This window comes from Pseudomonas sp. HMSC08G10 (genome assembly GCF_001808425.1).
Taxonomy (GTDB): Bacteria; Pseudomonadota; Gammaproteobacteria; order Pseudomonadales; family Pseudomonadaceae; genus Aquipseudomonas; species Aquipseudomonas guariconensis.
In genome coordinates, this window is record NZ_KV793335.1 from 231,267 (window position 1) to 250,386 (window position 19,120).

At 62.1% G+C, this 19,120-nt stretch carries 22 protein-coding genes; 21 read left to right on the top strand and 1 reads right to left on the bottom strand.

The annotated features are described in order from the left end of the window. Positions 1-41: 41 nt before the first annotated feature. The 6 genes from queA (at position 42) to HMPREF3173_RS23145 (ending at position 6,114) form a co-directional block, all read left to right on the top strand. Complete coding sequence (queA, locus tag HMPREF3173_RS23120) at positions 42-1,091, top strand: tRNA preQ1(34) S-adenosylmethionine ribosyltransferase-isomerase QueA (protein WP_070577042.1); 1,050 nt, start codon at positions 42-44, stop codon at positions 1,089-1,091. Between the two features lie 14 nt (positions 1,092-1,105). After that, positions 1,106-2,221 carry a tRNA guanosine(34) transglycosylase Tgt gene (tgt, locus tag HMPREF3173_RS23125; protein ID WP_167358102.1) on the top strand — a complete coding sequence of 372 codons (1,116 nt, stop codon included), beginning with the start codon at positions 1,106-1,108 and terminating at the stop codon, positions 2,219-2,221. Positions 2,222-2,264: 43 nt separating this feature from the next. Next, positions 2,265-2,600, top strand: coding sequence for a preprotein translocase subunit YajC (gene yajC / locus HMPREF3173_RS23130; RefSeq protein ID WP_023382222.1), 336 nt, complete (start codon positions 2,265-2,267; stop codon positions 2,598-2,600). Between the two features lie 63 nt (positions 2,601-2,663). After that, positions 2,664-4,526: a protein translocase subunit SecD gene (gene secD, locus HMPREF3173_RS23135; protein WP_043208070.1), complete on the top strand. Its 1,863-nt coding sequence runs from the start codon at positions 2,664-2,666 to the stop codon at positions 4,524-4,526. A gap of 10 nt (positions 4,527-4,536) precedes the next feature. Next, the gene (gene secF / locus HMPREF3173_RS23140) at positions 4,537-5,445 is read left to right on the top strand and encodes a protein translocase subunit SecF (RefSeq protein ID WP_043208072.1); all 909 of its coding nucleotides are present in this window, start codon (positions 4,537-4,539) and stop codon (positions 5,443-5,445) included. 120 nt (positions 5,446-5,565) lie between these two features. Further along, on the top strand, positions 5,566-6,114 hold the full coding sequence (locus HMPREF3173_RS23145) for a glycine zipper 2TM domain-containing protein (protein ID WP_043208074.1): 549 nt from the start codon (positions 5,566-5,568) through the stop codon (positions 6,112-6,114). A 145-nt stretch (positions 6,115-6,259) separates the two neighbouring features. Here HMPREF3173_RS23145 and suhB read toward each other — a convergent pair whose 3' ends face one another. Then, the gene (gene suhB, locus HMPREF3173_RS23150; protein ID WP_043208077.1) at positions 6,260-7,078 is read right to left on the bottom strand and encodes a type III secretion system regulator SuhB; all 819 of its coding nucleotides are present in this window, start codon (positions 7,076-7,078) and stop codon (positions 6,260-6,262) included. Between the two features lie 150 nt (positions 7,079-7,228). Here suhB and trmJ point away from each other — a divergent pair, with 150 nt between their 5' ends. The 15 genes from trmJ (at position 7,229) to ispG (ending at position 19,106) form a co-directional block, all read left to right on the top strand. Further along, on the top strand, positions 7,229-7,999 hold the full coding sequence (trmJ, locus tag HMPREF3173_RS23155) for a tRNA (cytosine(32)/uridine(32)-2'-O)-methyltransferase TrmJ (RefSeq protein ID WP_070577044.1): 771 nt from the start codon (positions 7,229-7,231) through the stop codon (positions 7,997-7,999). 6 nt (positions 8,000-8,005) lie between these two features. Further along, positions 8,006-8,791, top strand: a complete 786-nt coding sequence (gene cysE / locus HMPREF3173_RS23160; protein WP_070577046.1) for a serine O-acetyltransferase — start codon at positions 8,006-8,008, stop codon at positions 8,789-8,791. Positions 8,792-8,959: 168 nt separating this feature from the next. Then, positions 8,960-9,451, top strand: a complete 492-nt coding sequence (gene iscR / locus HMPREF3173_RS23165; protein ID WP_043208084.1) for a Fe-S cluster assembly transcriptional regulator IscR — start codon at positions 8,960-8,962, stop codon at positions 9,449-9,451. Between the two features lie 42 nt (positions 9,452-9,493). Further along, positions 9,494-10,708 (top strand): IscS subfamily cysteine desulfurase, encoded by a 1,215-nt coding sequence (locus HMPREF3173_RS23170; protein ID WP_043208086.1) that lies wholly within the window; start codon positions 9,494-9,496, stop codon positions 10,706-10,708. Positions 10,709-10,754: 46 nt separating this feature from the next. Continuing rightward, entirely contained in the window at positions 10,755-11,141 is a 387-nt protein-coding gene (gene iscU, locus HMPREF3173_RS23175; protein WP_043208088.1) for a Fe-S cluster assembly scaffold IscU, read from the top strand. A 42-nt stretch (positions 11,142-11,183) separates the two neighbouring features. Beyond that, the gene (gene iscA, locus HMPREF3173_RS23180) at positions 11,184-11,507 is read left to right on the top strand and encodes an iron-sulfur cluster assembly protein IscA (RefSeq protein WP_043208089.1); all 324 of its coding nucleotides are present in this window, start codon (positions 11,184-11,186) and stop codon (positions 11,505-11,507) included. A gap of 8 nt (positions 11,508-11,515) precedes the next feature. Then, positions 11,516-12,037: a co-chaperone HscB gene (gene hscB, locus HMPREF3173_RS23185; protein ID WP_070577047.1), complete on the top strand. Its 522-nt coding sequence runs from the start codon at positions 11,516-11,518 to the stop codon at positions 12,035-12,037. 43 nt (positions 12,038-12,080) lie between these two features. After that, entirely contained in the window at positions 12,081-13,943 is a 1,863-nt protein-coding gene (gene hscA, locus HMPREF3173_RS23190; RefSeq protein ID WP_070577049.1) for a Fe-S protein assembly chaperone HscA, read from the top strand. A gap of 3 nt (positions 13,944-13,946) precedes the next feature. Then, positions 13,947-14,288 (top strand): ISC system 2Fe-2S type ferredoxin, encoded by a 342-nt coding sequence (gene fdx / locus HMPREF3173_RS23195; RefSeq protein ID WP_043208095.1) that lies wholly within the window; start codon positions 13,947-13,949, stop codon positions 14,286-14,288. A gap of 9 nt (positions 14,289-14,297) precedes the next feature. After that, complete coding sequence (iscX, locus tag HMPREF3173_RS23200) at positions 14,298-14,498, top strand: Fe-S cluster assembly protein IscX (RefSeq protein WP_023382209.1); 201 nt, start codon at positions 14,298-14,300, stop codon at positions 14,496-14,498. Between the two features lie 89 nt (positions 14,499-14,587). Further along, entirely contained in the window at positions 14,588-15,019 is a 432-nt protein-coding gene (ndk, locus tag HMPREF3173_RS23205) for a nucleoside-diphosphate kinase (protein ID WP_023382208.1), read from the top strand. Positions 15,020-15,043: 24 nt separating this feature from the next. Continuing rightward, positions 15,044-16,189: a dual-specificity RNA methyltransferase RlmN gene (gene rlmN / locus HMPREF3173_RS23210; RefSeq protein WP_043208097.1), complete on the top strand. Its 1,146-nt coding sequence runs from the start codon at positions 15,044-15,046 to the stop codon at positions 16,187-16,189. Positions 16,190-16,201: 12 nt separating this feature from the next. Beyond that, positions 16,202-16,963, top strand: coding sequence for a type IV pilus biogenesis/stability protein PilW (gene pilW / locus HMPREF3173_RS23215; protein ID WP_070577051.1), 762 nt, complete (start codon positions 16,202-16,204; stop codon positions 16,961-16,963). Further along, entirely contained in the window at positions 16,960-17,994 is a 1,035-nt protein-coding gene (locus HMPREF3173_RS23220) for a RodZ domain-containing protein (protein WP_070577053.1), read from the top strand. The genes pilW and HMPREF3173_RS23220 overlap by 4 nt, the downstream gene beginning before the upstream one ends. Before the next feature lie 2 nt (positions 17,995-17,996). Continuing rightward, positions 17,997-19,106, top strand: coding sequence for a flavodoxin-dependent (E)-4-hydroxy-3-methylbut-2-enyl-diphosphate synthase (gene ispG / locus HMPREF3173_RS23225; RefSeq protein WP_043208105.1), 1,110 nt, complete (start codon positions 17,997-17,999; stop codon positions 19,104-19,106). Positions 19,107-19,120: the final 14 nt, after the last annotated feature.

Genomic DNA, 19,120 nt, shown 5'->3' on the forward strand with positions numbered 1-19,120 from the left:
GTTGGGCTAAACTTTCCGACCCTGTCGAACCGAACACCATCATGCGCGTCGCCGATTTTTCCTTCGAACTCCCCGATTCCCTGATCGCCCGTCATCCCCTGGCCGAGCGCCATGGCAGCCGTCTGCTGGTCCTAGATGGGCCGAGCGGGGAGCTGGCGCACCGGCAATTCACCGACTTGCTGGAGTACCTGCGCCCCGGCGACCTGATGATCTTCAACAATACCCGGGTGATCCCGGCGCGGTTGTTTGGCCAGAAGGCCTCCGGCGGCAAGCTGGAAGTGCTGGTCGAGCGCGTGCTGGACAGCCACCGGGTGCTGGCCCATGTGCGTGCCAGCAAGGCGCCCAAGCCGGGCACGCAGATCCTCATCGATGGCGGTGGCCAGGCCGAGATGGTGGCGCGCCACGAGACGCTGTTCGAGCTGCGCTTCACCGAGGAGGTCCTGCCGCTGCTGGACCGTGTCGGGCACATGCCGCTGCCGCCGTACATCGACCGCCCGGACGAAGGTGCCGACCGCGAGCGATACCAGACGGTCTATGCCGAGCGCGCAGGCGCCGTGGCGGCGCCGACTGCAGGCCTGCATTTCGATGAGGCGCTGCTGGAAAAAATCGCCGCCAAGGGCGTGGAACGTGCTTTCGTCACCTTGCATGTGGGCGCCGGTACCTTCCAGCCTGTGCGCGTGGACAAGATCGAAGACCACCACATGCACAAGGAGTGGCTGGAGGTCAGCCAGGAGGTGGTGGACGCCGTCCAGGCCTGTCGCGCCCGAGGTGGCCGGGTAATTGCCGTGGGTACCACCAGCGTGCGCTCGCTGGAGAGCGCCGCCCGTGATGGCCAGTTGAAGGCTTTCAGCGGCGACACCGATATCTTCATCTACCCGGGGCGGCCGTTCCATGTGGTCGATGCCCTGGTCACCAACTTCCACCTGCCGGAGTCCACGCTGCTGATGCTGGTCTCGGCCTTCGCCGGCTACCCCGAGACCATGGCTGCCTACGCGGCGGCGGTCGAACAGGGGTACCGCTTCTTCAGTTACGGTGATGCCATGTTCATCACCCGCAATCCGGCGCCACGCGGCCCCGAGGATCAAGCATGAGTCGCACCTGTCGAATGTCGTTCGAACTGCTGGCCACCGACGGCAAGGCCCGTCGCGGCCGTCTGACTTTCCCCCGTGGCACGGTAGAGACCCCAGCGTTCATGCCGGTGGGTACCTATGGCACGGTCAAGGGCATGCTGCCACGCGACATCGAAGCCATCGGCGCCGAGATCATCCTGGGCAACACCTTCCACCTGTGGCTGCGTCCAGGCACCGAGGTGATCAAGAAGCACGGCAGCCTGCACGATTTCATGCAGTGGAAAGGCCCGATTCTCACCGACTCCGGTGGTTTCCAGGTGTTCAGCCTCGGCGCCATGCGCAAAATCAAAGAAGAGGGCGTGACCTTCGCCTCGCCGGTCGATGGCTCCAAGGTGTTCATGGGCCCCGAGGAGTCCATGCAGGTCCAGCGTGACCTCGGCTCGGACATCGTGATGATCTTCGACGAATGCACGCCATACCCGGCCGAGCACGATGTGGCGCGCACCTCCATGGAGCTGTCGCTGCGCTGGGCCCAGCGCTCGAAGAATGCTCACGCCGACAACACAGCGGCGCTGTTCGGTATCGTTCAGGGCGGTATGTATCAAGACCTGCGCATGCGCTCGCTCGAAGCGCTCGAAAACATCGGTTTTGACGGCCTGGCGATTGGCGGTCTGTCGGTGGGCGAGCCCAAGCACGAGATGATCAAGGTGCTGGACTACCTGCCAGGCCAGATGCCGGCTGACAAACCTCGTTACCTTATGGGGGTAGGCAAGCCGGAGGATCTTGTAGAGGGTGTGCGCCGCGGCGTCGACATGTTCGACTGCGTGATGCCGACGCGCAATGCGCGCAACGGCCATCTGTTCGTCGATACCGGGGTGATCAAGATCCGTAACGCGTTCCATCGTCATGATGATTCGCCGCTCGATCCGACCTGTGATTGCTACACCTGCACCAACTTCTCGCGCGCGTATCTTCATCATCTGGATAAATGCGGCGAAATGTTGAGCAGCATGCTGAATACCATCCACAACTTGCGCCATTACCAGCGCTTGATGGCCGGTTTACGCGAGGCTATTCAACAAGGTAAATTGGCCGCCTTTGTCGACGCCTTCTATGCCAAGCGCGGGCTGCCTGTGCCGCCTTTGGACTGACTGTTCGCATCCATTATTAGAAAATATCCATTAGGAGTGCCCAATGAGCTTCTTGATTCCCGCCGCCTACGCGGACGCAGCAGCCCCTGCCGCCGGCCCTGCCGGTACCGGTTTTGAATGGATCTTCCTGGTCGGTTTCCTGGTCATCTTCTATCTGATGATCTGGCGCCCACAGGCCAAGCGTGCCAAGGAGCAGAAGAACCTGCTGAGCAACTTGCAAAAAGGTGACGAAGTTGTCACCAACGGCGGTATCGCTGGCAAGATCGTCAAAGTCTCCGATGACTTCGTGGTACTGGAAGTGTCCGACAACGTCGAGCTGAAGTTCCAGAAGGGCGCCGTTGCCGCGACCCTGCCAAAAGGTACGCTCAAGGCTATCTGAGTTACCGGTTATCTTTTCCAGTCGGGGCGCGCAACGCGCCCCGCGTCTTGAACGGGCGGCGTGATGCTGAACAAATACCCTCTGTGGAAATACCTGCTGATCCTGGTGGTACTGGCGATCGGCTTTATTTATTCCGCTCCCAACCTCTACCCGGATGACCCGGCGGTGCAGATCAGCGGTGCGAGTTCCGCGCTGCATGTGAGCCAGGCCGATTTGGATCGCGCCACCAAGGCGCTGACCGATGCCGGTATCGCCGTCAAGGGCGGCAGCCTGGGTGAGAAGGGCAGTGCGCTGGTGCGCCTGACCAACCAGGAAGACCAGCTCCCAGCCAAGGATGTGGTGCGCAAGGCACTGGGCGATGATTACGTCGTGGCCCTGAACCTGGCCCAGACCACCCCGCAATGGCTGCGCAACCTCGGCGCCAGCCCGATGAAACTGGGCCTGGACCTGTCCGGTGGTGTGCACTTCCTGCTGGAAGTGGACATGGACAAGGCCATGAGCGCCCGTATGAAAGTCTACGAAGGCGAGGTCAAGACCTTGCTGCGCAAAGAGCGCATCCGCTATCGCAGCCTGCCCCAGCAGGACGGCGCGATCATGCTGGGCTTTGCCGACGATGCCACCCGCGAACAGGCTCGCAGCCTGGTCCGCAAGAATTTCAATGACTTCGACCTGACCACCACCGAGCGCAACGAGCTCGCCGTGCTGCGTCTGGCGCTGACCCCGGCCAAAGTCGCCGAGATCCGCGAATACTCGATCAAGCAGAACCTGACCACCGTCCGTAACCGGGTCAACGAGCTGGGCGTCGCCGAGCCGCTGGTTCAGCGTCAGGGGGCCAACCGTATCGTGGTCGAGCTGCCAGGCGTGCAGGACACCGCCGAGGCCAAGCGTATCCTGGGCAAGACCGCCAACCTGGAGTTTCGCTTCGGCGCCGAGCCAGGCGCGTCCAAGGCTACCACCGAGGTCTTCGAGTTCCGCGAAGGTGGCCGTTCCGCTGCAGTCGAGCGTGGCCTGATCATCACAGGCGACCAGGTGACCGACGCCCAGGCCAGCTTCGATGAGCATGGCCGTCCGCAGGTGAACATCCGTCTCGATGGTCACGGCGGCGAGCTGATGAGCCGCGCTACCCGTACCAACGTCGGGCGCAGCATGGCGGTGATCTTCATCGAGCAGAAGCCGATGACCCGCTACGAGAAGCAGATGGTCAACGGTGTCGAGAAAGACGTCGCGGTCCAGACCTTCAAGGAAGAGAAGAAGATCATCAGCCTGGCGACCATCCAGTCGCCGCTGGGCAGCCAGTTCCGTATCACCGGCCTGAACGGCCAGGGCGAATCGTCCGAGCTGGCCCTGCTGCTGCGCGCTGGTGGCCTGGCGGCGCCGATGTACTTTGCCGAAGAGCGCACCATTGGCCCGAGCCTGGGTGCCGACAACATCACCAAGGGTATCGATGCGTCCCTGTGGGGCATGCTGTTCGTCTCGCTGTTCATCATCGCCATCTACCGCGCCTTCGGCGTGCTGGCGACCATCGCCCTGGCGGGCAACATGGTATTGCTGTTGGCGCTGATGTCGCTGCTGGGCGCTACCCTGACCCTGCCGGGTATCGCCGGTATCGTACTGACCATGGGTATGGCGGTGGACGCCAACGTGCTGATCTTCTCGCGTATCCGTGAAGAGATCGCGGCGGGCATGTCGGTTCAGCGCGCCATTCACGAAGGCTTCAACCGTGCCTACTCGGCGATCGTCGATGCCAACCTGACCACGCTGCTGGTCGGCGGCATCCTGTTCGCCATGGGTACCGGTCCGGTTAAAGGCTTCGCCGTCACCATGTCCCTCGGGATTTTCACCTCGATGTTCACCGCCGTCATGATGACCCGTGCACTGGTCAACCTGACTTGTGGCGGGCGGGACATCAAGAAGCTGTGGGTTTGAGGGAGCTGACATGAAAACCATCAACTTCATGGGCGTACGCAACGTCGCGTTCGCCATCACTGCGCTCCTGACTGTCCTGGCGTTGTTCAGCTGGTGGCAAAAGGGCCTGAACTTCGGCCTGGACTTCACCGGCGGTACGTTGATCGAGCTGACCTATGAGCGTCCTGCGGACCTCAAGGCGGTCCGTGCCGAGCTGGTCGACTCCGGCTTCCACGAGGCTGTCGTGCAGAGCTTCGGCGCCACCACCGACCTGCTGGTGCGTATGCCTGGTGATGACCCGCAATTGGGTAATAAGGTGGCCGAAGCCCTGCAGAAGGCAGGTGGCGACAACCCGGCAACCGTCAAGCGTGTCGAGTTCGTCGGCCCTCAGGTGGGCGAGGAACTGCGTGACCAGGGTGGCCTGGGCATGCTCCTGGCGCTGGGGGGCATCCTGGTCTACCTGGCATTCCGCTTCCAGTGGAAGTTCGCCGTTGGTGCAATCGTCTCGCTGATCCACGACGTGGTGGTGACGCTGGGTATCCTGTCGTTCTTCCAGATCACCTTCGACCTGACGGTGCTGGCGGCGGTCCTGGCGATCATTGGTTACTCGCTCAACGACACCATCGTCGTCTTCGACCGGGTACGTGAAAACTTCCGCGTCATGCGCAAGGCCTCGCTGATCGAGAACATCAACGTTTCGACCACCCAGACCCTGCTGCGTACCATCGCCACCTCGGTGTCGACCTTGCTGGCTATCGCTGCGCTGCTGTTCTTCGGTGGTGACAACCTGTTCGGCTTCTCCCTGGCGCTGTTCATCGGTGTCATGGCGGGTACCTACTCGTCGATCTACATCGCCAACGTGGTGCTGATCTGGCTGAATCTGAGCAGTGAAGACCTGATTCCGCCCGCCAAGACTGACGGTGTGGACGACCGTCCGTAAGGTTGTTTCCTACGCCATTTGGCGTAAAGAGGGGCGCGAGTATTGAACTCGCGCCTTTTTTTTTGCTCCAAGGCTGGGAGAAGGCGGGCGCGAGCCCGCAGGTGCGATCAGGAGGTTCACGTGAATAAATCAATGCTGGTGGGTGCGGTTCTGGGTGCTGTCGGTGTAACCGCCGGAGGTGCTGTGGCGACCTACAGCTTGGTGAACAAGGGGCCGGAGTACGCCCAGGTCACGGACGTGCAGCCCATCAAGGAAACCATCAAGACGCCGCGTCAGGTCTGCCGGGACGTCGCGGTCACGCGTCAGGCGCCGGTCAAGGACCAGCACCAGATCGCCGGTACCGTGGTCGGAGCAATCGCAGGTGGCCTGCTGGGTAACCAGATCGGTGGCGGCACCGGCAAGAAGATCGCGACCGTGGCCGGTGCGGTCGGTGGCGGCTATGCGGGAAACAAGGTGCAGGAGGGCATGCAGGAGCGTGACACCTATACCACCACGCAAACCCGCTGCAACACCGTCAATGACCTGAGCGAGAAAGTGGTCGGCTACAACGTGACCTATTCCATTGGAGACAAGGTCGGGCGGGTGAAAATGAACCACGAGCCGGGTTCGACCATCCCGCTGGACAAGAACGGCAACCTGGTCCTTAGCGAAAACCAGGCAGGACAATGACGTTCACACCGGCACTCTGGCGCTGGCCGCTTCGCGGGTGAGCCCGCGCTCCCACAGGTTCTAGGCTTGCACAGCGCTTGTGGTCTTTCTTTGAACCATAAAAAAAGCACCCCGAGGGGTGCTTTTTTTATGCGGTAATCGGCGCTTAGCGTTTCATGTGCTCGGGCAGGTGTGGCTGGATGGCAGTCAGCACGGCCTTGAAGCACTTGATGTTGCCGGCGACGATGTGGCCTTTGTCGAGGAAGTCGTGGCCGCCATTGAAGTCGCTCACCAGTCCACCAGCTTCCTGGATCAGCAGTACACCAGCGGCCATGTCCCACTCGGACAGGCCCGACTCCCAGAAGGCGTCGAAACGGCCGGCAGCAACATAGGCCAGGTCCAGGCTCGCGGAGCCGGCCCGACGGATGCCGGCGGTCTGGCCAGTCAGGGCGCGGAACATACCCAGGTAGTTGTCCAGATCGGCCATCTGGTTGTCGCGGAACGGGAAGCCGGTACCCAGCAGGGCGCCTTCCAGGCTGGTGCGCGAGCTGACGCGCAGGCGACGGCCGTTGAGTTGCGCGCCGCGACCGCGGCTGGCGGTGAATTCTTCCTGGCGAACCGGATCGACGATGACGGCGTGCTCAAGGCGGCCACGGTACTTGCAGGCGATGCTGACGGCGAAGTGAGGGACGCCACGCAGGAAGTTGGTGGTACCGTCCAGTGGGTCGATGATCCACAGGTAGTCCTTGCCTTCCTCGCCGGAGCCGGCGTGCAGGCCGGTCTCTTCACCCTGGATGGAGTGGTTCGGGTAGGCCTTGCGCAGGGCGTTGACGATGGTCTGCTCGGCGGCGCGATCGACTTCGGAGACGTAATCCTTGGCGTCTTTCTCGTCGACCTTGAGGCTATCCAGGCGTTCGATGGAGCGGAAAATCAGTTCACTGGCGCTGCGAGCGGCGCGCAGCGCGATATTCAGCATAGGCTGCATGGGCGTTTCACCTGGGATGTTAAAGAAGAAAGCCGCACATTCTATCAGAAAACTGTTCCGGCAGAAGGGTGACATTTGCTTTCATGGCGTTACGTCTGTCGGTTCTGTAAGATCGACTCCCCCTTTTCCTGTCTCTGTGAGCTCTACACCTTGCTGCAAAATATTCGTGTTGTTCTGGTCAATACCAGCCACCCCGGCAATATCGGCGGCGCTGCGCGAGCCATGAAAAACATGGGCTTGTCGCGCCTGGTGCTGGTCCAGCCACTGGATTTCCCTGCGGTGGACGCCACCGCCCGCGCATCCGGCGCCGATGACGTGCTGGAAAACGCCCAAGTGGTCGACAGCCTCGAAGCGGCGCTGGTCGGCTGCAGTCTGGCGATCGGCACCAGTGCCCGCGATCGCAGCATTCCCTGGCCCTTGCTCGATCCCCGCGAATGCGGTGCAAAGACCGTCGAGCAGGCGGGGGCTGGTGAGGAAATCGCCCTGGTGTTCGGTCGTGAGCACGCTGGTCTGACCAACGAAGAGCTGCAGCGATGTCACTTCCACGTGCACATTCCCTCGAACCCCGACTTCAGTTCGCTGAACCTTGCCGCCGCGGTCCAGGTGCTCGCCTACGAGGTGCGCATGGCCTGGCTGGCGGCACAAGGTTCGCCAACCAAAGTCGAGAAGTTCGAAGCCAACTCGCTGCGTAGCGGTGAGCTGGCGACCATGGACGAAATGGAGCTGTTCTACGAACACCTGGAGAGGACTCTGGTGGAAATCGGCTTCCTCGACCCTGAAAAGCCCAAGCACCTGATGCCGCGACTGCGCAGGCTCTATGGGCGCAGCTCGGTCAATCGTTCGGAAATGAGCATTTTGCGCGGCATTCTCACCGAGACCCAGAAAGTCGCCCGGGGCGAGCCGCATAAACGGAAGGACTAGAAAGAGATGTTCGAGCGTCTGCGTGAAGATATCCAGAGCGTATTCCATCGGGACCCTGCGGCGCGCAACGCCTTCGAGGTGCTGACCTGCTACCCGGGCATGCATGCAATCTGGCTGCACCGCCTGGGCCATGCCTTGTGGATTCGTGACTTCAAGTGGCTGGCGCGCCTGGTGTCGAACTTCGGTCGCTGGCTCACCGGCATCGAGATCCATCCGGGAGCGACCATCGGTCGGCGCTTCTTCATCGACCACGGCATGGGCATCGTCATCGGCGAAACCGCCGAAATTGGCGACGACGTCACCCTCTACCAGGGCGTGACCCTCGGCGGCACCAGCTGGAACAAGGGCAAGCGCCATCCGACCCTCGAGAATGGCGTGGTGGTGGGGGCGGGCGCCAAGGTGCTTGGTCCGTTCACCGTCGGGGCCGGGGCCAAGATAGGCTCCAACGCCGTGGTCACCAAGGCAGTGCCTGCGGGCGCCACAGCGGTCGGCATTCCGGGGCGTATCATCGTCAAGACCGAGGACACCGAGGTCGAAGCCAAGCGCAAGGCCATGGCTGAAAAAATCGGCTTCGATGCCTACGGTGTCAGTGGCGATATGCCTGACCCGGTTGCCCGTGCGATCGGTCAGATGCTCGATCATCTGCAAGCGGTCGACGAGCGGCTGGAAGGTATGTGCGGGGCGCTGACCAAACTCGGTAGCGATTATTGCGGCAAGGAGCTGCCTGCGCTGCCCGAGGAAGACTTCGTCGAAGTCAAGCAAGCCGCACAGAGCGACACTCAGGCGCATTGATTACGGCGCCATGACACACGGGGCGTGTGCTCGCGCCCCTGGTCTGTTAAACTCGCGCCCGCCTCCCTGATGCAAACCCGACTAAAGCAGTAGGTCTAATAGTTGACTTAAATGCTCGGGAATCGCATACTCGCTCACATCCTGTAACTCCCGTGGTACCCATTAGCCATGCGACTGACTACCAAAGGCCGATATGCCGTGACCGCCATGCTCGATCTGGCGTTGCACGCGCAGCATGGGCCGGTGTCTTTGGCCGACATTTCCGAGCGCCAGGGCATTTCCCTCTCTTATCTGGAGCAGCTGTTCGCCAAGTTGCGCCGCAGCAGCCTGGTCTCCAGCGTGCGCGGCCCGGGTGGCGGCTACCAGCTGTCGCGGGGCATGGAAACCATCCAGGTGGCCCAGGTCATCGATGCGGTCAACGAATCGGTCGATGCCACCCGTTGCCAGGGCCTGGGGGACTGTCACGCCGGTGACACCTGTCTGACCCATCACCTGTGGTGCGACCTCAGCCAGCAGATCCATGAATTCCTTAGCGGTATCAGCCTGGCCGACCTCGTCATGCGCCGCGAGGTGCAGGAAGTCGCCCACCGCCAGGACCTGCGACGCGTCGCGGGCCGTACCGCCCAGCTGGACAAGATTGAGACGTCCGCCGTCGACTGATAGCAGCGACGAGCGACGCCACCGCCTGATAGGAGATACTCAATGAAGTTGCCGATCTACCTCGATTACTCCGCGACCACTCCGGTCGATCCCCGTGTCGCCCAGAAGATGGCCGACTGCCTGCTGGTCGACGGGAACTTCGGTAATCCGGCCTCGCGCTCCCACGTCTTCGGCTGGAAGGCCGAGGAAGCGGTCGAGAACGGCCGTCGCCAAGTCGCCGAGCTGATCAACGCCGACCCGCGCGAGATCGTCTGGACCAGCGGTGCCACCGAGTCCGACAACCTCGCCCTCAAAGGCGTGGCGCACTTCTATCAGACCAAGGGCAAGCACATCATCACCTCCAAGATCGAGCACAAGGCGGTCCTGGATACCGCTCGCCAGCTCGAGCGTGAAGGTTTCGAAGTCACCTACCTGGAGCCGGGCGAAGACGGCATCGTCACTCCGGCCATGGTCGAGGCTGCACTGCGCGAAGACACCATCCTGGTCTCGCTGATGCACGTGAACAACGAAGTCGGCTCGATCAACGACATCGCCGCCATCGGTGAGCTGACCCGCTCGCGTGGCGTGCTGTTCCATGTCGACGCCGCGCAGTCGGCAGGCAAGGTCGAGATCGACCTGCAGAAGCTCAAGGTCGACCTGATGTCGTTCTCGGCGCACAAGGTCTATGGTCCGAAGGGCATCGGCGCGCTGTACGTCAGCCGCAAACCACGTGTACGCCTGGAAGCCATCATCCATGGTGGTGGTCATGAGCGCGGCATGCGTTCGGGTACCCTGCCGACCCACCAGATCGTCGGCATGGGCGAGGCCTTCGCCATCGCCAAGCAGGAAATGGCCGCCGAGAACGCGCGCATCAAGGCCCTGAGCGACCGCTTCTTCGAGCAGGTATCCAACCTCGAAGAGCTGTACGTCAACGGCAGCCGCACTGCCCGCGTGCCGCACAACCTGAATCTGAGTTTCAACTACGTAGAAGGCGAATCGCTGCTGATGTCGCTCAAGGACATCGCCGTATCGTCCGGTTCGGCCTGTACCTCCGCTTCGCTCGAGCCGTCCTATGTGCTGCGCGCCCTGGGGCGCAACGACGAACTGGCGCACAGCTCGATCCGCTTCTCCTTCGGCCGCTTCACCACCGAGGAAGAAGTCGACTACGCCGCGCAGAAAGTCTGCGAGGCCGTGAACAAACTGCGTGAGCTGTCGCCGCTGTGGGACATGTACAAAGACGGCGTTGACATCTCCAAGATCGAGTGGGCCGCCCACTAAGCAGTCGCCAGCAAGAGCGGCTCCCTGATGAGGAAGGAATTGCACCATGGCATACAGTGAAAAGGTCATCGACCACTACGAAAACCCACGCAACGTCGGCAAGATGAACGCCGATGATCCGGATGTCGGTACCGGTATGGTCGGCGCGCCGGCTTGCGGCGACGTCATGCGCCTGCAGATCAAGGTCAACGAGCAAGGCGTCATCGAAGACGCCAAGTTCAAGACCTACGGTTGTGGCTCGGCCATCGCCTCCAGCTCCCTGGCCACTGAGTGGATGAAGGGCAAGACTCTGGACGAAGCCGAGACCATCAAGAACACCCAGCTGGCCGAAGAACTGGCGTTGCCGCCGGTGAAGATCCACTGTTCGGTACTTGCCGAGGACGCCATCAAGGCGGCCGTGCGCGATTACAAGCAGAAGAAAGGCTTGCTCTAAGTCGCCTGTCGCAAGGCCACTGACGTTGAGGAAAGAGTTCCGATGGCTATCAGCATGACAGAAGCCGCCGCCAACCACGTGCGGCGTTCCCTCGAAGGGCGCGGCAAGGGCGAAGGCATCCGCCTGGGCGTGCGCACCACCGGCTGCTCGGGCCTGGCTTACGTCCTGGAGTTCGTTGATGAACTGGCCGCCGAAGACCAAGTGTTCGAGAACCATGGCGTGAAGGTCATCATCGACCCGAAGAGCCTGGTGTACCTCGATGGCACCGAGCTGGACTTCGTCAAGGAAGGGTTGAACGAAGGCTTCAAGTTCAACAACCCCAACGTGCGCGGTGAGTGTGGCTGCGGCGAAAGCTTCAATGTCTGAGGCTTGACGTGGGTACTCCTTGCCATTTCGCTCTGTTTGACCTCCAGCCTGGTTTCCGTCTGGACCTCGATAAGCTGGCCAATCGCTACCGCGAGCTGGCCCGTGAGGTCCATCCGGACCGTTTCGCCGATGCCTCCGAGCGTGAGCAGCGCGTGGCGCTGGAAAAATCGGCGGCACTGAACGAAGCCTACCAGACTCTGCGCAGCGCACCGCGCCGTGCCCGTTACCTGCTGGCCATCAGTGGCCATGAAGTGCCCCAGGAAGTCACCGTGCACGATCCGGATTTCCTCCTGCAGCAGATGCAGTGGCGCGAAGAGCTCGAAGAGCTGCAGGACGAAGCCGATCTGGAAGGTGTGGCGGTGTTCAAGAAGCGCCTGAAGGCCGCGCAGGAGACGTTGAACGAGGACTTCGCCGCCTGCTGGGACGTGGCTGGCGAGCGTGACAGGGCCGAGCGCCTGATGCGCCGCATGCAGTTCCTCGACAAGCTCGCCCAGGAAGTGCGCCAACTCGAAGAGCGCCTCGACGATTAACTCCGGCGTTGCCCGTGACGACGCCTAAGGTACTCAGATAAGCATGGCCCTACTGCAGATCGCCGAACCCGGTCAAAGCCCTCAGCCGCACCAGCGTCGCCTGGCGGTGGGGATTGACCTGGGCACCACCAACTCCTTGGTCGCTGCCGTGCGCAGTGGTCGCAGCGAACCCCTGCCCGATGAGCAGGGCAACGTCATTTTGCCGTCCGCGGTGCGCTACCTCGACGGCCGCAGCGAAGTCGGCCTGGCTGCGCGCGAAGCCGCTTCCAGCGACCCGCTCAACACCATTCTTTCGGTCAAGCGCCTAATGGGGCGTGGCTTGGCCGACGTCAAGCAATTGGGTGAGCAACTGCCGTACCGCTTCGTCGGCGGCGAGTCGCATATGCCGTTCATCGACACTGTCCAGGGGCCCAAGAGCCCGGTGGAAGTGTCTGCAGACATTCTCAAAGTATTGCGCCAGCGCGCCGAGCAGACCCTCGGCGGTGAGCTGGTGGGGGCTGTGATCACCGTTCCGGCCTATTTCGACGATGCCCAGCGCCAGGCCACCAAGGACGCTGCGCGCCTGGCCGGTCTTAACGTCTTGCGCCTGCTCAACGAGCCTACCGCAGCTGCCGTGGCCTATGGCCTGGACCAGAACGCCGAAGGGCTGGTGGCCATCTATGACCTGGGTGGTGGCACCTTCGATATTTCTATCCTGCGTCTGACCGGTGGTGTCTTCGAAGTCCTCGCCACTGGCGGCGACACGGCCTTGGGTGGCGACGATTTCGACCATGCCATCGCCGGCTGGATCATCGAGCAGGCCGGTCTTTCGTCCGACCTTGACCCGTCTGCCCAGCGCCAGCTGTTGCAGGCTGCCTGTGCTGCCAAAGAAGCCCTGACCGACGCCGATGTCGTCAGCGTGCGTCATGGCAACTGGCACGGAGAGTTGAGCCGTGCCGGTTTCGAAGCGCTGATCGAACCGCTCATTGCACGTAGCCTCAAGGCCTGCCGCCGCGCCGTGCGCGACAGTGGCGTTGAGCTGGAGGAGGTCGGTGCGGTGGTGATGGTCGGTGGGTCGACCCGCGTGCCTCGCGTACGCGAGGCGGTGGGTGGCCTGTTCGGCCGTACTCCGCTGACTTCGATCGATCCGGACCAAGTGGTTGCCATCGGTGCTGCCATCCAGGCCGATACGCTGGCCGGCAACCGTCGTGAAGGCGGCGAACTGCTCTTGCTGGACGTCATCCCGCTGTCCCTGGGTCTTGAGACCATGGGCGGGCTGATGGAGAAGGTGATCCCGCGCAACACGACCATTCCGGTGGCTCGCGCGCAGGAGTTCACCACCTACAAGGATGGCCAGTCGGCCATGATGATCCACGTCCTGCAGGGCGAGCGCGAGCTGATCAGCGATTGCCGTTCGCTGGCGCGCTTCGAGCTGCGCGGCATCCCGGCCATGGTGGCGGGCGCGGCGAAGATCCGCGTCACCTTCCAAGTGGATGCCGATGGCCTGCTCAGCGTCTCGGCCCGTGAGCTGGGTTCGGGCGTTGAGTCCAGTATCCAGGTCAAGCCGTCTTATGGGCTAACCGACGGCGAAATCGCCCGCATGCTCAAGGATTCCTTCGAGCATGCCGGTTCCGACAAGCAGGCGCGCCAGTTGCGCGAGCATCAGGTCGACGCTGAACGCCTGCTCGAAGCGGTGCAGGGCGCCCTGGATGCCGATGGTGATCGACTGCTCAGCAGCGAAGAGCGCGAAGCGATCGAGTACCAGATGCAAGAATTGCGTGATTTGCTCAGCGGCACCGATGGCGCGGCCATCGAGCAGCAGACCAAGCGTCTGTCGCAGGTGACCGATGCATTTGCCGCCCGTCGCCTTGATTCGACGGTCAAAGCCGCACTGGCCGGGCGCAACCTGAATGAGATCGAGGAGTAACCGATGCCCCAGGTGATTTTCCTGCCGCACGAGAAGTTCTGCCCGGATGGGCTGGTGGTGGAGGTGGAGCCAGGCACCAATATCCTGGAGTTGGCTCACGAGCACCACATCGAAATGGAGAGCGCCTGCGGTGGCGTTTGTGCCTGCACCACCTGTCATTGCATCGTCCGCGAGGGTTTCGACTCGCTGGAGGAAGCCGATGAGCTGGAAGAGGATATGCTGGACAAGGCCTGGGGTCTGGAGGCGCAATCGCGTCTGGCCTGCCAGGTGATCGTCGGGGAAGAAGACCTGACCATCGAGATTCCCAAGTATTCGCTCAACCACGCCGCCGAAGCGCCGCACTGAGGTTCCAGCATGAGCCTGAAATGGATTGATGTACTTGAGATCGCCATCCAGCTTGCGGAAAGCAAGCCAGACGTCGATCCTCGTTATGTGAATTTCGTCGATCTGCACCGCTGGGTGCTGGCTTTGCCAGAGTTCAGCGACGATCCGTCACGCGGCGGTGAGAAAGTGCTTGAGGCCATCCAGGCGGCCTGGATCGAAGAAGCCGACTGAGCGTTACCTGCAGGTTAGGCAATCCCCTGGAACCCGCGTATAATTCGCGGGTTTAATTTTTCGCAACACTCAATTTTCTGGAGTTATCCATGGCTGTTCAACGTACTTTCTCCATCATCAAGCCTGACGCCGTTGCCAAGAACGTCATCGGCGAAATCACCACTCGTTTCGAGAAAGCCGGCCTGCGCGTCGTCGCTTCGAAAATGAAGCAACTGTCCAAAGCCGAAGCCGAAGGCTTCTACGCTGAGCACAAAGAGCGCGGTTTCTTCGCTGATCTGGTTGCCTTCATGACCTCTGGTCCAGTCATCGTTCAGGTTCTGGAAGGCGAAAACGCCGTTCTGGCCAACCGTGAGCTGATGGGCGCTACCAACCCGAAAGAAGCTGCTGCCGGCACCATCCGTGCCGATTTCGCCGTTTCCATCGACGAGAACGCTGTCCACGGTTCCGACTCGGAAGCTTCGGCTGCCCGCGAAATCGCTTACTTCTTCTCCGCTACCGAGCTGTGCGACCGCATTCGCTAAGCGAACCAGGTCTTGGGTGATTCCATGAGTGACATGACTGGCAAGATCAACCTGTTGGGCCTGACCCTGCAGGAAATGGAAAAATTCTTCGAGTCCATCGGAGAGAAGCGTTTTCGTGCCGGTCAGGTCATGAAATGGATTCACCACTTTGGCGTCGATGATTTCGCTGCCATGACCAATGTCGGCAAGGCCTTGCGCGAAAAGCTCGAGGCCGTTGCCGAGATTCGGGCTCCGGAAGTGGTCAGCGAAGACATTTCCGCCGACGGTACCCGCAAGTGGGTGGTCCGCGTTGCCTCCGGCAGCTGCGTCGAGACCGTCTACATTCCCACCGACGATCGCGGCACCCTCTGCGTTTCGTCGCAAGCCGGCTGCGCGCTGGATTGCAGTTTCTGCTCCACCGGCAAGCAAGGCTTCAACAGCAACCTCACTGCCGCCGAAGTGATCGGCCAGGTGTGGCTAGCCAACAAATCCTTCGGGACCGTCCCGGCCAAGATCGACCGCGCCATTACCAACGTGGTCATGATGGGCATGGGCGAACCGCTTTTGAATTTCGACAATGTCATCGCCGCCATGAAGATCATGATGGATGATCTGGGCTATGGCATTTCCAAGCGCCGTGTCACGCTTTCCACCTCGGGCGTGGTGCCGATGATCGACGAGCTGGCCAAGCACATCGATGTGTCCCTGGCCCTGTCGCTGCACGCGCCCAATGACGAACTGCGCAACCAACTGGTACCGATCAACAAGAAGTACCCGCTGAAGATGCTGCTCGAATCGTGCATGGGCTACATGTCGACCCTGGGCGGCAAGCGTGTGCTCACCATCGAGTACACCCTGCTCAAGGATGTCAACGACCAGCCCGAGCATGCCGCCCAGATGATCGAGCTGCTGCGCGATGTGCCGTGCAAGATCAACCTGATCCCGTTCAACCCGTTCCCGCATTCGGGCTACGAGCGGCCGAGCAACAATGCCATCCGCCGCTTCCAGGATCTGCTGCACCACGGTGGCTTCAATGTCACCACCCGCACTACCCGCGGCGAAGACATCGATGCCGCCTGTGGTCAGCTGGTCGGCCAGGTCATGGATCGCACCCGTCGCAGCGAGCGCTACATCGCCGTGCGCCAGTTGAGCGCCGATGCAGAGCGCCAAGACAACGCCCCACGCCACTGACGGTACCCGCCCATGACCTTGCGCGCCGCGCTGTCGATCCTGTCGCTTTCGCTGCTGGCCGGCTGCGTGTCTGGTGGCGCAGGCGATCCTCTGGCCAGTCGCCAAGGGCGCGAAGAGGCCGGGCGGGCCTACGTGCAATTGGGCCTGGGTTATTTGCAACAAGGTTTGACCGGGCAGGCCAAGGCTCCATTGGTGCGAGCCTTGGCACTCAACGGCGGCGATGCCGATGCCCACGCCGCGCTGGCGCTGGTGTTCCAGGCCGAAGGCGAGCCAGAGCTGGCCGAGGCGCATTTCCGTAAGGCCCTGGCAGCGCGCCCGGGGGACACGCGTATTCGCAACAACTACGGCAGTTTCCTTTATGCTCAGGGGCAATTTGCCAAGGCCGAGCAGATGTTTCGCCAAGCCGCCGCCGATACCCTGTATCCTGAGCGCTCGCGAATCTACGAGAATCTTGGCCTGGTCGCCCTGAAGCTCGAGCGTCGGGACCAGGCGCATGCGTATCTGGTCAAAGCCCTGCAACTCAATCCGCAGCAACCGAAGGCGTTGCTCGAAATGGCTGAGTTGTCCTATGAAAACAGGCATTATGTGCCGGCCCGGGACTACTACGATCGTTTCAGCCAGCTGAACGACCCAAGCGCCCGTAGCCTGTTGCTGGGTAGCCGCCTTGCCCAGGCATTCGACGAGCCAGGCACGGTGGCCGAACTGGGCCAGCAATTACAACGACTTTATCCCGGTACGCCGGAATATCAGCAATACCTGTCGGAGCAACGATGAAAGCCGCGCACCCCGAAGTAGCAGCAGCGACTCGCCAGAATCCCGGTGAGGTCTTGCGCCAGGCCCGCGAGAATCGGGAATGGTCGCAAGCCGAGGTGGCCCGCAAGCTCAACCTCACGGTAAGTTCGTTGAACAACCTTGAAAACGGCGCCTTCGACAAGCTGCCGGGGCACACCTTCGCCCGCGGATACATCCGTGCCTACGCCAAGCTGATGGACATGGACCAGGCGCCTCTGGTCGAGGCATTCGATCACTACACCGGCACTCATGCCAAGGGCAGCGAGGTCCATTCGCTGGGCCGGATCGAAGAGCCGGTACGTCTGTCGCACAACATCCTGCGCGGCGTCAGCCTGCTGTTGCTGGTGGTCGTGGTCGGTGGTGGCTTCTTCTGGTGGCAGGACCAGAGCAGCCTGCGCGGCAAGGATCTGGCCAAGATCGCCCTGGAGCATGTCGAGGTCGAAAGCGCCGACGGCACCACCCAGATCCACCCGCTGGACGAGCCGGAAGACCAGGCTGTCACCGAAGGCCAGCAACCGGAAGCCTCACCGCTGCCGCTTGAGCAGGCCACCGAGGGCTCTACGCCTGAGGCTGTCATCAGCAGCGAAGCGCCGGCAAGCACGACCGAAATACCTGCAGTCACGCCAGCGCCTCAGGCTCCAGCCGCAGCCGCCAACGCGCCTGTGGCCCCTGCTGCTGTGCCTGTGGTGCCCGCCGCTGCTCCGTCGGCACCGGCCACTCCTACCAATGCACCGCTCACGGCCGCTACGACCCCGTCCGAAGCGCCGGTGGGCAGCGCCAAGGTTCAAATCCAGTTCACCGCCGATTGCTGGACCCAGGTCACCGACGGCAACGGCAAGGTGCTGTTCAGCGCCATCAAACGCAAGGGCGACAGCCTCGACCTGAGCGGCAAACCGCCGTTCTCGGTACGCCTGGGCTTTGCCCGTGGCGCCCAGGTCAGCTACAACGGCCAGCCGGTCGACGTAGCTCCGTTCACCAGTGGCGAGACCGCTCGCCTGAAGTTGGGACAGTAACCATGCACGGCGAATCTCCGATCAAACGTCGCGAATCCCGGAAGATCTGGGTCGGCAATGTACCCGTGGGCGGCGATGCCCCCATCGCGGTGCAGAGCATGACCAACACCGACACCAATGACGTCGCTGCCACGGTCGCGCAGATCCAGCGCCTGGTCGATGCCGGCGTCGACATCGTTCGCGTTTCGGTACCGGACATGGACGCCGCCGAGGCGTTCGGCCGCATCAAGCAGCAGGTCAGCGTTCCGCTCGTCGCCGACATCCACTTCGACTATCGCATTGCGTTGCGTGTGGCCGAACTGGGCGTCGACTGTCTGCGCATCAACCCGGGCAACATCGGCCGCGAGGACCGCGTGCGTGCGGTGGTCGACGCCGCCCGTGACCGTGGTATCCCGATCCGTATCGGCGTCAACGCCGGTTCCCTGGAGAAGGACCTGCAGAAGAAATACGGCGAACCGACCCCGGCAGCGCTGGTCGAGTCGGCACTGCGCCATGTCGAGCACCTTGATCGCCTGGATTTCCAGGACTTCAAGGTCAGCGTCAAAGCGTCCGATGTGTTCATGGCCGTGGAGGCCTACCGCTTGCTGGCCAAGCAGATCGTCCAACCGCTGCACCTGGGCATCACCGAAGCCGGTGGCTTGCGTTCGGGGACGGTGAAATCCGCTGTCGGCCTCGGTATGCTGCTGGCCGAAGGCATTGGCGATACCATCCGCATTTCCCTGGCCGCCGATCCGGTCGAGGAAGTGAAGGTCGGCTACGACATCCTCAAGTCGCTGCACCTGCGTTCGCGTGGTATCAACTTCATCGCCTGCCCGAGCTGCTCGCGCCAGAACTTCGATGTGGTCAAGACCATGAACGAGTTGGAAGGGCGCCTGGAAGACCTGCTGGTACCGCTTGACGTGGCCGTAATCGGCTGCGTGGTCAACGGCCCGGGTGAAGCCAAGGAGTCCCATGTAGGCCTGACCGGCGGCACGCCGAACCTGGTCTACATCGACGGCAAACCGTCGCAGAAGCTGACCAATGACAACCTGGTCGATGAGCTGGAAAAACTCATCCGCCAGAAAGCGGCCGAAAAGGCCGAGGCCGACGCGGCGCTGATCGCCCGCGGCTGATTCCCAGATTCGTA